This window comes from Ferruginibacter sp., assembly GCF_049840995.1.
In the GTDB taxonomy this organism is placed as follows: Bacteria; Bacteroidota; Bacteroidia; order Chitinophagales; family Chitinophagaceae; genus Ferruginibacter.
The window spans coordinates 90,220-105,317 of sequence record NZ_JASGIP010000007.1; the positions used below are offsets into that span (position 1 = coordinate 90,220).

General features: G+C 43.1%; 11 protein-coding genes. 6 read left to right on the forward strand and 5 right to left on the reverse strand.

From position 1 onward, the window contains the following. Nucleotides 1-15: 15 nt before the first annotated feature. Nucleotides 16-1,014, reverse strand: coding sequence for a Gfo/Idh/MocA family protein (locus QM738_RS18775; protein WP_462278280.1), 999 nt, complete (start codon nt 1,012-1,014; stop codon nt 16-18). A gap of 117 nt (nt 1,015-1,131) precedes the next feature. Between QM738_RS18775 and rpsO the strand changes: the two genes are divergently transcribed. Both rpsO and pnp read left to right on the forward strand, forming a co-directional pair. Then, on the forward strand, nt 1,132-1,404 hold the full coding sequence (gene rpsO / locus QM738_RS18780; protein WP_462278281.1) for a 30S ribosomal protein S15: 273 nt from the start codon (nt 1,132-1,134) through the stop codon (nt 1,402-1,404). 142 nt (nt 1,405-1,546) lie between these two features. After that, nucleotides 1,547-3,700 (forward strand): polyribonucleotide nucleotidyltransferase, encoded by a 2,154-nt coding sequence (pnp, locus tag QM738_RS18785; protein WP_462278282.1) that lies wholly within the window; start codon nt 1,547-1,549, stop codon nt 3,698-3,700. 309 nt (nt 3,701-4,009) lie between these two features. On the opposite strand, the gene trxA is transcribed toward pnp, so the two are convergent. Both trxA and dnaE read right to left on the reverse strand, forming a co-directional pair. Continuing rightward, nucleotides 4,010-4,327 carry a thioredoxin gene (gene trxA, locus QM738_RS18790; RefSeq protein ID WP_462278283.1) on the reverse strand — a complete coding sequence of 106 codons (318 nt, stop codon included), beginning with the start codon at nt 4,325-4,327 and terminating at the stop codon, nt 4,010-4,012. Nucleotides 4,328-4,499: 172 nt separating this feature from the next. Beyond that, entirely contained in the window at nt 4,500-8,120 is a 3,621-nt protein-coding gene (gene dnaE, locus QM738_RS18795) for a DNA polymerase III subunit alpha (protein WP_462278284.1), read from the reverse strand. 192 nt (nt 8,121-8,312) lie between these two features. On the opposite strand from dnaE, the gene QM738_RS18800 reads away from it, so the two are divergent. Next, nucleotides 8,313-8,864 carry a DUF7738 domain-containing protein gene (locus QM738_RS18800; RefSeq protein ID WP_462278285.1) on the forward strand — a complete coding sequence of 184 codons (552 nt, stop codon included), beginning with the start codon at nt 8,313-8,315 and terminating at the stop codon, nt 8,862-8,864. Nucleotides 8,865-9,135: 271 nt separating this feature from the next. Then, entirely contained in the window at nt 9,136-9,873 is a 738-nt protein-coding gene (locus tag QM738_RS18805) for a C40 family peptidase (protein WP_462278286.1), read from the forward strand. A 160-nt stretch (nt 9,874-10,033) separates the two neighbouring features. Here QM738_RS18805 and QM738_RS18810 read toward each other — a convergent pair whose 3' ends face one another. Continuing rightward, nucleotides 10,034-11,731: a M1 family metallopeptidase gene (locus QM738_RS18810; protein WP_462278287.1), complete on the reverse strand. Its 1,698-nt coding sequence runs from the start codon at nt 11,729-11,731 to the stop codon at nt 10,034-10,036. Nucleotides 11,732-11,784: 53 nt separating this feature from the next. Here QM738_RS18810 and QM738_RS18815 point away from each other — a divergent pair, with 53 nt between their 5' ends. Continuing rightward, nucleotides 11,785-13,467: an ABC transporter substrate-binding protein gene (locus QM738_RS18815; protein ID WP_462278288.1), complete on the forward strand. Its 1,683-nt coding sequence runs from the start codon at nt 11,785-11,787 to the stop codon at nt 13,465-13,467. Nucleotides 13,468-13,607: 140 nt separating this feature from the next. Here the strand turns inward: QM738_RS18815 and msrA are convergent, their stop codons facing one another. Continuing rightward, nucleotides 13,608-14,252 carry a peptide-methionine (S)-S-oxide reductase MsrA gene (gene msrA / locus QM738_RS18820; RefSeq protein WP_462278289.1) on the reverse strand — a complete coding sequence of 215 codons (645 nt, stop codon included), beginning with the start codon at nt 14,250-14,252 and terminating at the stop codon, nt 13,608-13,610. Nucleotides 14,253-14,431: 179 nt separating this feature from the next. Here msrA and QM738_RS18825 point away from each other — a divergent pair, with 179 nt between their 5' ends. Then, nucleotides 14,432-14,848 carry a PPC domain-containing DNA-binding protein gene (locus QM738_RS18825; protein ID WP_462278290.1) on the forward strand — a complete coding sequence of 139 codons (417 nt, stop codon included), beginning with the start codon at nt 14,432-14,434 and terminating at the stop codon, nt 14,846-14,848. Nucleotides 14,849-15,098: the final 250 nt, after the last annotated feature.

A 15,098-nucleotide genomic window follows, 5' to 3' on the forward strand; every position in this document is an offset into this window, starting at 1 on the left:
GAAGCAGTTCCCCCTTTAGGGGGCGGAGGGGGCATAAATCCGTTCAATGATCTCCACCGTTTTCAACCCATCTTCGGCACTGGCAAATTCATGTTGATCGTTTTGTAAGGCAAGTACCAGGTTTTCATATACTTTATCGTGGTTGCTCATGCTGCCCTGGTAAAACCCATAGCCATTTGCAGGGTTGCCCTTTGGTAGTTCCGGTTCCCGGATGTCTTTTACTTGGCAGTATTCCAGTTCATTCAGGTATTGACCGCCTACTTTAACCGTGCCGTGTTCAGCAAAAACAGTGATAGAGCCTTCCATATTTTTATCGTAGCTGTTTACCGTATAGTTCAGTGAGCCAATGGCGCCGCTTTTCATCCGGAACAGTACAGCGCCGGTATCTTCAAATGCAATGGAAGGATGGGCAAAATTGCCGGTCATGGTCTTTACATCGGCCACATCGCCCAGCAGCCAATATACCAGGTCGATGAAATGGCTGAACTGTGTGAACAATGTTCCACCATCCAGTTCCCGGGTGCCCTTCCAGCCGGTATAATAGGCGGGGGGCCGGTTCCAGAAACAGTTTACCTGGAAGCTGAATACCCGGCCCAGTTTACCGGTATGGATCAGCTCTTTTAAAAAAGCCACCGGGGGATTATAGCGGTTCTGCTTTACCACGAAAAGTTTTTTGCCGGCCTTTTCCGCTGCTGCTATCATGTTCTTTGCATCGGCTATTGCGATACACAAAGGCTTTTCGCACAGCACGTTATTACCGGCCTGCAGGCTTAAAATAGAGTGATGGGCATGTAAACCGTTGGGGGTGCAGATGCTTACCACATCCAGCTCTTTTTCGGCTGCCAGCATCGCTTCCAGCGAATAATAGGGTTGGGCGTTGTAAAGCGCCGCCATTTCGTCGGCCTTAGCGGGTACAATGTCGCAAACAGCCACTAAATTGCCCTGTTTTACGGCCTGTTCCGCATGTCTTTTGGCAATTCTTCCACAGCCTGTTATGGCAAAATTCAGTTTCATATATTAGCAATATTCAAAAAAAATCCTTAATCCACCTCGCAAAACCCATTTTTTTATGTACTTTTGCGCCGAATATAAAAAGAAACTATAACAAGACGTTATTTAAAAAACAAAGAGATGCCTTATTTAACAATCGAAAAAAGAGCAACCATTTTTTCAACTTACGGTGGCAAAGCTACCAACACAGGTTCTATTGAGGGCCAGATCGCTCTATTAACAGAACGTATCAACCAGATTTCTGAACACTTAAAATCTAACAAAAAAGATTTCTCTTCTCAAAGAGGTTTAATGAAAATGGTTGGACAACGCAAACGTTTATTGACCTACCTCAGCAAACACGACCTTACAGGGTACAGGAGTTTAATTGAAAAATTAGGCTTACGTAAATAAATTATTCCAACTATGTAATATTCGGATAATTCCCAACTGTACAATCTCAGTTGGGAATTATTGTTTGTTACAACATTCCTAATAAGTGGTTTCCGGCTTGCTGTAAATCTCAGATCGGCAATCACAAATCATAAATCATTTTATGTCTTTACTACAACCAAAATCTGTTACGTTTGATATAGGTGGTGGCCGCATGGTTACCATCGAAACCGGCAAAATGGCCCGCCAGGCCGATGGCGCCGTTACTGTTCGTTTAGGCGACAGCATCCTGTTAGCAACCGTTGTTGCCAACAAAGAGCCGAAAGATGGCCAGAACTTCTTTCCCCTTTCAGTAGATTACCAGGAAAAATTTGCATCTGCAGGCCGTATCCCCGGTTCTTTCTTTAAAAGGGAAGCAAGGCTGAACGATTACGAAATTCTTACTTCACGTTTAATAGACAGGGCTTTAAGGCCTTTGTTCCCCGAAGATTACCTGTGCGATGTACAGGTACTGGTTACCCTCATTTCTTCGGATGCAGAAGTATTACCTGATTCAATGGCCTGCCTGGCAGCATCTGCAGCCCTGGCCGTTTCGGATATTCCCATTATGGAGATCATTTCTGAAGTGCGTATTGCACGTAAGAATGGTGAATACATTATCAACCCCACCCGTACTGAATTAGCAGCCTGCGACCTGGAATTTGTGATCGCTGCTACTGAAAAGAACATCATGATGGTGGAAGGTGAAGCGAAAGAATGCCAGGAAGAAGACCTGGTAAAAGCGCTGGAACTGGCACACGATGCCATCCGCATCCAGATCAAAGCACAGGCAGAACTGCGTGATAAAGTTGGTATCACTTCAAAAAGAGAATATACCAAACCTTACCGCAACGAAGAGCTGAATGAAAAGATCATTGCTTTTGCAAAAGATAAAATGCATGCCATTGCTGCTGCAGCAAGTGCCAAGCATGAGCGCAGCGAAGCTTTTGCCAAACTGCACGATGAAGTAGTAGAATTTTTAGGTGAAGAATTGCCTGATGCAGATAAAAAACTGATCGGCCATTATACCGGCGAACTGCAATACCACGTAGTGAGGGATATGATCCTGAACGATCGTGTAAGGCTGGACGGAAGGGGTACCACGGATATCCGCCCGCTGGCAATGGAAACCAATATTTTGCCAACGCCGCACGGTTCTTCTTTATTCACGAGGGGCGAAACCCAGTCGCTGACCACCGTTACTTTCGGTACACCGCTGGATGAGCTGTTAATAGAAAGCGCTCATAAATCAGATTATTCCAAATTCATTTTACACTATAATTTCCCTCCATTCTCTACCGGTGAAGTAAAAATGATCCGTGGTGTAGGCCGCAGGGAAGTAGGGCATGGTAACCTGGCCATGCGTTCTTTAAAGCAAATGATGCCGGGCAGCGAATATCCTTACACTGTTCGTGTGGTGAGTGATATTTTAGAAAGTAATGGTTCTTCTTCTATGGCTACTGTTTGTGCCGGTTCACTGGCATTGATGGATGCAGGTGTGCCTATTCCAAAGCACGTGAGTGGTGTGGCAATGGGTTTAATTACCAAAGAAGGCAAATTTGCAGTGTTGACTGATATCTTAGGTGATGAAGATCATTTAGGTGATATGGACTTTAAAGTTACCGGTACCCGCGATGGTATCTGCGGTGTACAGATGGATATTAAAGTGGATGGCTTGAGCATGGATATCATGCGCCAGGCATTATCACAGGCCCGTGATGGCCGCTTGCACATCCTGAACGCTATGTACGAATGTATACCTGCTGCAAGGGCAGATGTGAAACCGCATGCACCACGTATGGTTAAGATCACCATCGATAAAGAATTCATCGGTGCAGTTATCGGGCCAGGTGGTAAAGTGATACAGGAAATACAGCGTGAAACAGGCGCTACTGTAAATATTGAAGAAGTGAACAATGTGGGTGAAGTAAGCATCTTCTCTGCACACAAAGAAGGACTGGACAGGGCTTTGGCATGGATCAAAGGCCTGGTGGCAGTACCAGTTGTGGGCGATACTTACGAAGGAACGGTGAAGAGCATTAAAGAATTTGGTGCTTTTGTAGAGTTCCTGCCTAAGAAAGAAGGTTTGCTGCACATCAGCGAGATAAGCTGGAAACGCCTAGAAAATATGGACGGCGTATTCAAAGAAGGTGATAAGGTAAAAGTGAAATTGCTGGACATTGATCAAAAGACCGGCAAATTTAAATTAAGCCGCAAGGCCTTGATACCAAAACCCGAAGCGCAGCCAAAACCGCAGCAGGGTGAACAGAAAGCTTAATACTTATTCTGGATATTTTAGAACGGCCTCCGAAAGGAGGCCGTTTCGTTTGCCGAAATTCATTTTCGGCCTACAAGCGCCTGCGGCGCTTGCTTTTTAGAACGCAGATATTCATGATGCTTATGATTGTTTATGATCTACCTGTGTTGATCATCACCATCATAAAAATCCGTGTCCCGTTCTCCCGCCGCAGGCGGAGCAAAAAAACAAGTTGCACAATTTCATTTGCCGAAATGGAATTTCGGCGCACATAAAAAAAATCTCTCCCGGTAAATGGGAGAGATCTCGTTTATTAAAATTGTAATCAGCTTACTTTAATGCTTCGATCTTTTTTACAAAGTTGGCTTTAGGTTGTGCACCTACCAGTTTATCTACCACCTGGCCACCTTTTACAAAAAGGATAGCAGGGATGCTGGTGATACCATAGTTCATAGAAACCTGTGGATTGTGGTCAACATTTACTTTACCAATATTAACCTTGCCTTCGTATTCTTTAGATAACTCTTCAATTACGGGACCGATCGCACGGCATGGACCGCACCATTCTGCCCAAAAATCAATTACTGTTAATTTATCAGATTCTAAAACATTCGTTTTAAAGTTTGCATCTGTGAATTCGTGTGCCATATATTTTTATTTAATTTTTCTTGTAAGAGGACAAATTTAAGCCCAAACTGATTACCGTGCTGTAATGACATATCCACACCTTGTTAATGTGCCAATTTGCAAGCGGAAATATGCCACAGCGGCACAAAATATTTCTTATTTCGAAAACTTTAACAATCCCGGGAAGGCTGTTTTAACCGGTAACCACGCTTACTTCCAAATCAACATTATCGTTCAGGAAAAGGGCCATTTCATCGTTCATGGTAAAGCCTTTCTCCAGCGTGTACATACCTACTTTAAAGTTGTTGCGTACATCCTTCACATTGAATTTGATGGAAGTTTTGCCCGGGTTGGCTTTTATATTCCGGTCGATAAAATCAATAAAACCGGCATTTACCGATTGTGGTTGTACATCGATCACCACCTGCTTGGTAAGAGCCGTTTTTACTGTTTCCAGCAAGTGTATCTTACTAAGACTGAACTGGTATTCGTTGCCATTGTAGCGCTGTTTAAAACCACCTTCCACCAATACGATCATGCCTTTTTCCAGGTAGTTCTGGTACTTCACATAATCCTCGCTCCACAGCATGAATTCAGCTTTACCGCTGAAGTCCTCGATGGTGAGGATACCAAAGTTCTTACCCGTTTTGGTAAGGCGGTGGGCAGCGTCTATAACAAGACCGGCTACACGAAATTGCCTTGCAGGGTTGGAGCTGTTGTTTACGGTGTTCTTGAATTCCACATAATCGGCCAGCGGTGTGATATTATAATGCTTCAGTTCAAATTTATAATTGTCCAGCGGGTGCCCACTGATATACATACCGGTCACTTCTTTTTCAAAATCCAGTTGCTGCACCAATGGCCATGGTTCGCAAAGTGATAATTTGGGCGGCAGTATTTCCGGCATGGCCAGGTCGCCGAATAAAGTGTTGCTGGTACTGGCCGATTGTGATTGAAATACGTTACCGAATTTGATGATCTTTTCCAGCCCGGTAACATCGCCTGGTGGGGCATAAAAATATTGCGCCCTGGTAATATCTTTAAAGCAATCGAAAGCGCCGCTGTAGGCAAGGCTTTCCATCGATTTTTTATTCAACGATTTCTGGTTGCATCTTTTTGCCAGGTCGAAGATGGTTTTAAAAGCGCCGTGCTTATCTCTTTCAATGATGATATCCTCAATAGCTTTTTCACCCACGCCTTTTAATCCACTGAAGCCAAAACGTATCTCGCCTTTGTTGTTCACTGCAAAACCGCTCTGGCTTTCGTTGATATCAGGCCCCAGTACTTTTAAGCCCATGCGTTTGCATTCTTCCATAAAGAAGGTGATCTTATCAATACTGCCGGCATGATTGAGTACCGCCGCCATGTATTCGCTGGGGTAGTGGGCCTTCAAATAAGCCGTTTGATAAGCCACAAAAGCATAACAGGTACTGTGCGATTTATTGAAAGCGTATTGTGCAAATGCTTCCCAGTCGGTCCATATTTTCTCCAGTGTTTCGGCAGGATGGCCTTTAGCTGTTGCGCCGCTGGTAAACTGCGCCTTCATTTTGTTCAGTACCGCAATTTGTTTTTTACCCATTGCTTTACGCAACACATCCGCGTCCCCTTTACTAAAGCCCGCCAGTTTTTGAGAGAGCAACATTACCTGCTCCTGGTACACCGTGATACCATAGGTTTCTTTCAGGTGTTCCTCCATATCCGGCAGATCATATTCTACTTGTTTCTTCCCGTGTTTACGGTCGATATAATCAGGTATATAACTCATCGGGCCCGGACGGTACAGGGCATTCATCGCAATAAGATCATCAAATTTATCGGGCTTCAATTCCCGTAAATATTTCTGCATACCTGCACTTTCAAACTGGAAGGTACCGTTGGTATCACCGCGCTGGTACAACTGGTAAGCTTTTTCATCATCCAGCGGAATGTAATCAATATCAATTTCCACCCCGTGGTTTTGTTTGATCAATGACAAGGCTGTTTTTAAAATGCTGAGTGTTTTTAAACCCAAAAAGTCCATTTTAATTACACCGGCTTCTTCAATAGTTCCACCTTCTATCTGTGTGAGCCACAGGTCACTTTCTTTGGAGGTTGCTACAGGGATAAGATCAGTAAGATCTTTAGGCGCAATGATGATACCTGCAGCGTGTATGCCCGTATTGCGCACAGAACCTTCTAAAATTTCCGCTTCATGCAAAATGGTGCTGCGCAGATCAGTACCATTATAGATCTCCCGCAGCTGCTTTACATTTTCCACATCGTCGGCCTGCAGGGCTTCTTTTTCTTCTAAAGATTTTTCACCGCCTTTTGATTCTTTGGCAGTGTAGGGAGCATGTAATAATCTTTTCAGGTTGATGCCCGGGCGCTCCGGTATCAGTTTGGATAAAGCACGGCTTTCGGGTAGTGGAAGATCCATTACACGGGCCACATCCGCAATGCTCGATTTGGCAGCCATGGTACCATAGGTAATGATCTGTGCCACCTGGTTCTTGCCATATTTGTCCACCACGTAGTTGATCACTTTCTGGCGTCCGTCGTCATCAAAATCTGTATCAATATCGGGCATGCTCTTACGGTCGGGGTTCAGGAACCTTTCGAACAGTAAATTGTATTTAATAGGATCGATATTGGTAATGCCAATGCAATAAGCCACCACCGAACCGGCAGCCGATCCACGGCCCGGCCCCACAAATACGCCCATTTCTCTGCCGGCCTTGATGAAATCACTCACAATTAAAAAGTAACCGGCAAAGCCCATGCTTTTAATTACCCCCAGTTCAAACTGTATCCTTTCTTCCGCTTCAGGCGTAAGAATTTTATAGCGTTCCTTGGCGCCGGCCCAGGTAATGCTTTCTAAATATTCATCCTGTGTTTTAAAATTGGCAGGCACCACAAAATTCGGCAACAGGATATCCCGTTTCAGGTCCAGCACTGATATTTTGTCTACAATTTCATTGGTATTATCAATCGCTTCCGGAAGGTCCTGGAAGACCTTGATCATCTCTTCCGTTTTTTTAAAGTAGAACTGGTCGTTATAAAATCCAAAACGTTTGTTCTTTACCAGCACATCATCATCGGTAAATTCCCGCAGGGCAGGGGTGGACTGCTTTTCGCCGGTATTGATACAAAGCAGAATATCATGTGCATTAAAATCCGATTGGTCCACATAATGGCTATCGTTAGAGGCAATCACTTTTACATTGTACTTTTTGGCAAATTTTAAAAGTATATTGTTTACTTTTTCCTGTTCGGGTATGCCATGCCGTTGTAATTCCACATAATAGTCCTGCTGAAAGATATTGAGCCACCATTTAAATTCATTCTCCCCTTCTTCTTCGCCCTTTTTTAAAATGGTTTGCGGCACCAGCGCACCCAGGCAACAGGTGGTGGCGATCAGCCCTTCGTGGTATTTATGAATGAGTTCTTTATCGATACGGGGATACTTGGAATACATGCCCTCGATATAGCCCAGCGAAGTAAGTTTTACCAGGTTCTTGTATCCAATATCATTTTTTGCCAGTAATATCTGGTGATGGCGGGGATCTTTTTCTTCCTTGCTGAAATTTTTACGGTGCCGGTCAGTAGTGATATAAAATTCGCAGCCCACCACCGGTTTTACTTTCAGGGAACCATCGGCATTTTTATGATTGTGCGCTTCTTTTACAAATTCAAATACACCAAACATATTACCATGATCGCTGATAGCCAGTGCCGGCATTTCATCTGCAATGGCTTTTTTGTACAGGTTTTTTATAGAGGCAGCTCCATCCAGTAAAGAAAATTGCGTATGAACGTGTAAGTGCGAAAATTTCATGTTTGAACCGTTTATTAAGATGCAGGTACAGGTGTAAAAAGTATACGATCTGCCAGTATGCAAATATCGTTGATAATAGTGGTAGAACCGGTTGCATTTTTCCACAATGCTGCCGGCTGTAATATACCGGGCACAGGGTATTTTAAACAGCTGTTTTTTATTTTAGTTTTACCGGGTTAAAACCAACCAGCAATGAAAAATATTCTGATAACAATTGTATTAGCGCTCGCATTTTGCAGCAGCCATGCACAAGTGGCGCCGGCGAGCATCAAGGTAGTTATTAAAGATGGCGAATTCAGCATCGGTAAGTCGAAGGTGACAGATGGCTGGAAGCTGGATGATGTTATGGCCGCTATTGGTGATGACAGGCGCCGCAGGGCAGGTTATAACACCACGCACAGTTACGACAATGCCGGCATGGTGCTGTTTGAAAGGAATGATGACCAGAAACTGCCTACCGGTGTTGTGTCTGAAATACAATTCCACTTTGCCAAAACAGACAGCAACAACATAGTGCCCAAAGGCTATTTTAAAGGCAAAATAACCATCGAAAAATTGGTAGTCACACCGGACCTCACATCTGCCAAATTAAAGGAGGCCCTGAAAGATTATAAGGTAACGGACAGTTATATGGAACATAATATCCGCCTTGCATACAAGGGCCTGTACATCTATTTTTTGTTCAATCCCGAAGAGACGGCTTTGCTGAAAGTGAGTGTGGGTAAGGATACCAGGACCTATTGATATGCGTTAATTTTATCATAAAGCCACGACTGCACACAATTATTTTATTCTCAGTCCGTTATGCAATAAAGCAGGATAAAAAATGCTCAAAAGCTTGCTTTTACCAGCCCCGGAACGTACCTTTGCGGGGCATTAGAGAAATTTATTTAATAATTAGTTTGTAGGACAAGGCTCAAAGGCAAGATTAGATAGACAGTTCACTTAAAGAAGAATCAGACGACCAAAGAACACAAGATTAAGTCGTACATACGCTTAAACCAAAAGTTTACGTATGAAACACTTATTTTTTGTTTCTGTTGCCGCTGGCATATTTTCAGGAACATCAATATCCGGTAAAGCTCAAACCGCTGTAAACACAGTAAAATTTACCGAACCACAAAAGAAATCCGTACAATTCATTGAAGGCATCGAGATAAAACGTGATGCCAGGCCTTCCGCAGAAAATGATGTGTGGACCAATAAACCTGTAACTAAACCGGTTGCAACCCCTATCACAAAAGTTTCCTATACCAAAAAAACGACTTCAAATTCAACCGGCGCTTTTATTGAAAGCTGCACTGCATTGCAATTCAAATATGCACAGCTGCTGGATATAGATGTGGAATTACTGACCAATACAAAGCTGTTTGAAGTGATCGAGGATTGGTGGGGTACCCGTTACCGTTATGGCGGCACTACCAAAAAAGGAATTGACTGCAGCGCCTTTACCGGTACTTTGCTGAACGAAGTGTTTGGTTTGGCATTACCCCGTACTGCACGTGATCAATATGCCAGTTGCGATAAGATTGAAAGGGAAGACCTGCAGGAAGGAGACCTGGTATTTTTCAACACCCGTGGAGGTGTAAGCCATGTAGGCGTTTATTTAGCCAATGGTTATTTTGTACACAGCAGTGTACACGGTGGTGTTACCATCAGCAGCCTGGACGAAGATTATTATAACCGTAAATATATTGGTGGTGGCAGGTTTGTGGCACAAGCACAGCAACAACCGCAACCGCAGGAGTTATAAGCAAGATATTTGCTATGAAAATTAGAAGGGAGCTTTAGGGCTTCCTTTTTAATTGGAAGAAAATGTTTAATGTTCAACTTTCAATATTCAACGCTGAGGAATTTACCTCTATTTTAATTGAACATTGAAAGTTGAACATTGCATATTGAGCATTTTCTTGCTATTCTACTTTTCTTGTTTTTACGTAAAAGTTGGGATTTACGATAAAGGTCTTTTTATCGTACCAGTCAGCAAGGGTAAGTGTTTGCCATTCTGCAGTGGGTTTTATCCATTGCTCGCTTTTATCTTCCTTACCGAAAGAAACTTTGAGTGGTAAATTAAAGCCGGTCACCACGCTGTCGTAACGGAATGAAACCTTATTGCCTTCCACTTTGTATTGCAGCACCGGTATCATGGTGGTGCGCAGGTATTGATCAAATACTTTGCTGAAGTCTTTTTTGCTTTGTTTGTTGATATAGCTTTCCACCTGTTGTGTGGTAACTGTCTGGTGATAGAATGTTTTATTCAGTCCTCTCAGTATCGCCCTGAATTTTTCATCATCATCGATCACCTGGCGGATGCTGTGCAGCATATTACCGCTCTTGGGATACATATCGCCGCTACCTTCCTGGTTTACATTATAAGGGCCAATGATAGGAATATCATTTCTTATACCTCTTCTTGTACCGATGCAATATGCATTGCCAGCCTCTTTACCATACCAGTAATCGGTGAACAGGGTTTCGCTGTAATTGGTAAAACCTTCGTGCACCCACATATCAGCAATATCCTTGCTGGTGATATTGTTGGCAAACCATTCGTGACCGCTTTCGTGTACAATGATAAAATCCCATTTCAATCCCCAGCCGCTGCCACTCTGATCCCTGCCTAAATAACCGTTCTGGTAGCCGTTACCGTAAGCTGTGGCACTTTGGTGTTCCATCCCTAAATGCGGTGCATCCACCAGTTTGTAGCCATCGGCATAAAAAGGATAGGGGCCAAACCAGTATTCAAATGCTTTCATCATCCTGCCTGCATCGGCAAAATGTGTTTTTGCTTTTTCTAAATTTTCCTGCAGTACCCAGTAATCCATATCCAGGTCTCCTTTTTCACCTTTGAACACTTCGCTGAAGTGAACGTATTTGCCAATATAAGGAATGATACAATAGTTGTTGATCGGTTCCACCACTGCCCAATCATAAGTGGCTGTACCATCATTGTTGCTGGTCTTTCCACGGAAGCGGCCATTGCCTACGCACATTAAACTATCGGGACAGGTAATGTGCATTTCTGCACTGTCGGGCTCATCACTCTGGTGGTCTTTGCAAGGATACCATACGCTGGCGCCCAGGCCCTGGCAGGCAACACTTACCCATGGGCTACCATCTTTGCTTTTTTTCCAGATGAGGCCACCATCCCATGGCGGGCGGCGTGCAATGCGGGGTTTGCCGTGATAATAAACGGCGATATCAGCTCTTTTGTCAGCGTTTTCAGGACTTGTTTTAGGGAGTAGAAAAAAGTAAGCATTGCCATCCTTTGTATAATCTAGTTTATATTCCTGGTTGGAAACTTTATATTTAATGCTGTCTATTATCATCGGCTCCTGCAGATCAATCTGCATCTTATTTACCGGTTTAATACGCTTATAGCTAATTACATTGTATCCGCTAATAGTACTGTCAGTAATATTAAATTTTACATGCAGATCATATTTTAATACATCCCACCAATCCCTTGTGGGTCCATAGGTACCACGCAGCGTATCGGCATGTGTAAAAGCCGCCAGCTTCTTTAAAGGCTGGGCAGATAAATGAATAATGGATAATGAAAAAATGAATAAGGCAGTAAAAACTGCAGCAATTTTTTTCAGGTGCAACATCTTGAACGGGGTTTATTTTTGATTGCCTAAATTTATGGCGAATATATTCAACTATGCCTTTAAAACAAAGCCGCTCATCATTAATAAACCTGCTGAAAAGGCTGCCTGTTGCTGGCATAAAAAATTATTCATTATTCATTATCTCATTATCCACTATAGTTGTTTCCTGTAACACCCACCAGCACCCTGATAAAAAGATATTTCATTACAATGAAAGCAGCGGCCTTGCTTCCCTCGATCCGGCTTTTGCAAAGAACAAACAGGTGATGTGGTCGGTACACCAATTGTACAATACACTGGTGGAGATCGACAGCAATATGCAGCTGGCACCTTCGGTGGCTAAGCGCTGGAGCATTTCGGATGATAACCTGGTATTTACTTTCTATTTAAGGAATGATGTTTTCTTTACCAACGATGATTGTTTTGCCAATGGCAAGGGAAGAAAACTGACGGCGCAGGATGTGGAATACAGTTTTAAAAGAATTGTTGATAAGAATACGGCCAGCCCCGGCGCCTGGATATTCAATAACCGGGTGGACAGTGTGGATGGTTTCAAAGCCATTGATGATACTACTTTTCAATTAAAATTGTTACGACCATTTCAGTCCATACTCGGTATATTAAGCATGCAGTATTGCTCTATTATTCCAAAAGAAGCGGTGGAAAAATACAAGAGCGATTTCCGTCGCCATCCCGTTGGCAGCGGGCCTTTTAGTTTTGTGGCATGGGAAGAAGGGCAGGCCCTGGTTTTAAAAAAGAATGAACAGTATTTTGAAAAAGACAGTGCCGGTAACCGGTTGCCTTATCTCGATGGTATCAAGGTTTCTTTTTACGACAGTAAGGCCACGGAGTTTTTAGAATTTCAGCAAAAGCGGCTGGATTTTATTGATGATATCGATGCTTCTTTTAAGGATGAAGTACTGACCAAAACCGGCAATCTTAAAAAAGACTGGGTGGGAAAGATCGTATTGCAGAAACAACCTTACCTGAACATCGAATACCTGGGCATTTTAGTGGATGAACAAAATGAACTGGTAAAAAATTCGCCCCTGCGTTCGCAGAAAATCAGGCAGGCCATGAATTATGGTTTCGACAGGAGAAAAATGATGCTGTACCTGCGCAATTCCATCGGTATTGCTGCTGAGAGTGGCTTTGTGCCCTGTGGTTTACCGTCTTTTGATTCCAGCATTGTAAAGGGCTATCAATACGATCCTATAAAGGCCAAACAATTGTTGCAGGAAGCAGGATATGGTAATGGCAAAGAACTGCCGGTGATAAAACTGCTCACCATTCCTATTTATGGCGACCTGGGCAGTTATATTGCCAACGAGCTGCAGCAGGTCGGTATCAGGATACAGGTAGAAGTGATACAAAAAAGTTTGCTGCTGGAACAGACCTCTAAATCACAGGCATTGTTTTTCCGCGGCAGCTGGATCGCTGATTATCCCGATGCAGAAAATTACCTGAGTGTTTTTTACAGCAAAAATCCTGCGCCGCCTAATTATACCCGTTATAAAAATCCTGCTTACGATGTATTGTACGAAAAAGCTTTATCAGAACAGAATGACAGCCTGCGTTACCAATTATACCGCCAGATGGATCAGCTGATCGTGAATGATGCGCCGGTGGTGCCGCTTTGGTACGATATGGCCATACATTTGGTACAAAACAATATCAAAGATTTTCCACCGAACAGTTTGAATTTACTGGAACTGAGGAGGGCAAAAATTGAATGACACTAATTAAAGCGAATTACACGAATTAGGTAGTAGGGAATAGCACTAATTGAAAAGAATTACACGAATAAAAAAACACTAATCGCAGTATTTTAATTCCTGTAATTAGTGTAATTCGTAAAAATTCGTGTAATAAATCCTTAATGCTTCTTCAACTTGCTCTTAAACACTTTTTCAAACTTTTCCAGCTTGGGCCTTATCACTATCTGGCAATAACCTTGCCCCGGATGATTGTTGTAATAATTCTGGTGGTAGGCTTCTGCAGGATAGAACACATCAAATTTTTCCAGTGTTGTTACAATAGGATTATCCCAGGCGCCGCTTTTATCCAGCTCGGCTTTATATTTTTCAGCTTTTGCTTTTTGTTCGTCGTTGTGGTAAAAGACCACACTGCGGTATTGCGGGCCTACATCGGCGCCCTGCCTGTTGAGTGTTGTGGGATCATGCACCTGCCAGAATACTTCTAGTAATTCGTCGAAAGTAATTTTGGATGAATCGTACACGATATTCAGGCATTCAGCATGGCCGGTGGTCTTGCTGCAAACTTCTTCGTAGGTGGGGTTTACAACGGTGCCGCCGCTGTATCCGCTGGTAACGCTTTCCACGCCCTCCAGTTGTTGAAAAATTGCTTCGGTACACCAGAAACAACCGGTGCCGAATGTTGCTGTATCCAGTTTAGCGTTTGTCATTTTATTGTTCTCCTTTTTTATTTTTTTACTATCTTTTTGTGCAAATGAAAATATTCCTGTAAAAACTGCGAGTGAAAGTAGTATTGGTTTTAGCATTGTGTTTTGTTTGTACATAATATACGCAAAGTTATTACCGGAAGTTTTTAAAACAATTCTTGTTAGGTTTAGTTTAACAATTGCACTTTATGTTAATAATACGCTGTTCTTTCGTCCCTTTACTGGCAGGTTTGCTGCTGTTTGCAGTATCTTCATGCAGGGATAAAAATCAACCAAAAATGTCCACTGTTACAAATTACGCCTTTCGCCTTAAACCCGGGCAAGACCTGAAGCAGGCCATACAGCAACTGGTGACCGAAAAGCAGGTGAAAGCCGGCTGGATTAGTACCTGTGTTGGCAGCCTCACCCAATACAATATACGTTTTGCCAACCAGCCCGAGGGCAGTACCGGTAGCGGGCATTTCGAGATCGTTAGCTTAACAGGCACCGTTTCCGTGGATGGGTCGCACCTGCATATCAGCATCAGCGACAGCACCGGCAAAACCATTGGCGGGCATTTGATGGAGGGCTGTACCATTTACACCACGGCAGAAATTGTGTTGTCCGCCAGCGATGCCTTTGTTTTTAAAAGAGAAAAAGATGGTACCACACCGTGGGAAGAATTGAAGGTGGAGGAAATAAAAGAAGCGAAATAATGATAAAAAAAATATTTTTAAGAGCGGAAAATTGGTTGCTGATAATTCCGGTCATTCTTTTGCTTATCGAATTTTTTTTTGTTGGGCATTCAACTCTCAGTCTGTATGTGTCAGACACTTACTTTGTTTTCGATCACAGCTACCTGTCTGCATTTTTCTTGTTATTCCTGGTCATCCCTTTTATCCTCCATTTGATATTAAGAAGAGTTCATAAAAGAAATGCAATTGTCAGTGTAATACATGTGCTGGC

Bases quoted from the DNA above. Each gene is read 5' to 3' on its own strand.
- QM738_RS18775 (WP_462278280.1), bottom strand. From the start codon at position 1,014: ATGAAACTGAATTTTGCCATAACAGGCTGTGGAAGAATTGCCAAAAGA.
- rpsO (WP_462278281.1), top strand. From the start codon at position 1,132: ATGCCTTATTTAACAATCGAAAAAAGAGCAACCATTTTTTCAACTTAC.
- pnp (WP_462278282.1), top strand. From the start codon at position 1,547: ATGTCTTTACTACAACCAAAATCTGTTACGTTTGATATAGGTGGTGGC.
- trxA (WP_462278283.1), bottom strand. From the start codon at position 4,327: ATGGCACACGAATTCACAGATGCAAACTTTAAAACGAATGTTTTAGAA.
- dnaE (WP_462278284.1), bottom strand. From the start codon at position 8,120: ATGAAATTTTCGCACTTACACGTTCATACGCAATTTTCTTTACTGGAT.
- QM738_RS18800 (WP_462278285.1), top strand. From the start codon at position 8,313: ATGAAAAATATTCTGATAACAATTGTATTAGCGCTCGCATTTTGCAGC.
- QM738_RS18805 (WP_462278286.1), top strand. From the start codon at position 9,136: ATGAAACACTTATTTTTTGTTTCTGTTGCCGCTGGCATATTTTCAGGA.
- QM738_RS18810 (WP_462278287.1), bottom strand. From the start codon at position 11,731: ATGTTGCACCTGAAAAAAATTGCTGCAGTTTTTACTGCCTTATTCATT.
- QM738_RS18815 (WP_462278288.1), top strand. From the start codon at position 11,785: ATGCCTTTAAAACAAAGCCGCTCATCATTAATAAACCTGCTGAAAAGG.
- msrA (WP_462278289.1), bottom strand. From the start codon at position 14,252: ATGCTAAAACCAATACTACTTTCACTCGCAGTTTTTACAGGAATATTT.
- QM738_RS18825 (WP_462278290.1), top strand. From the start codon at position 14,432: ATGTCCACTGTTACAAATTACGCCTTTCGCCTTAAACCCGGGCAAGAC.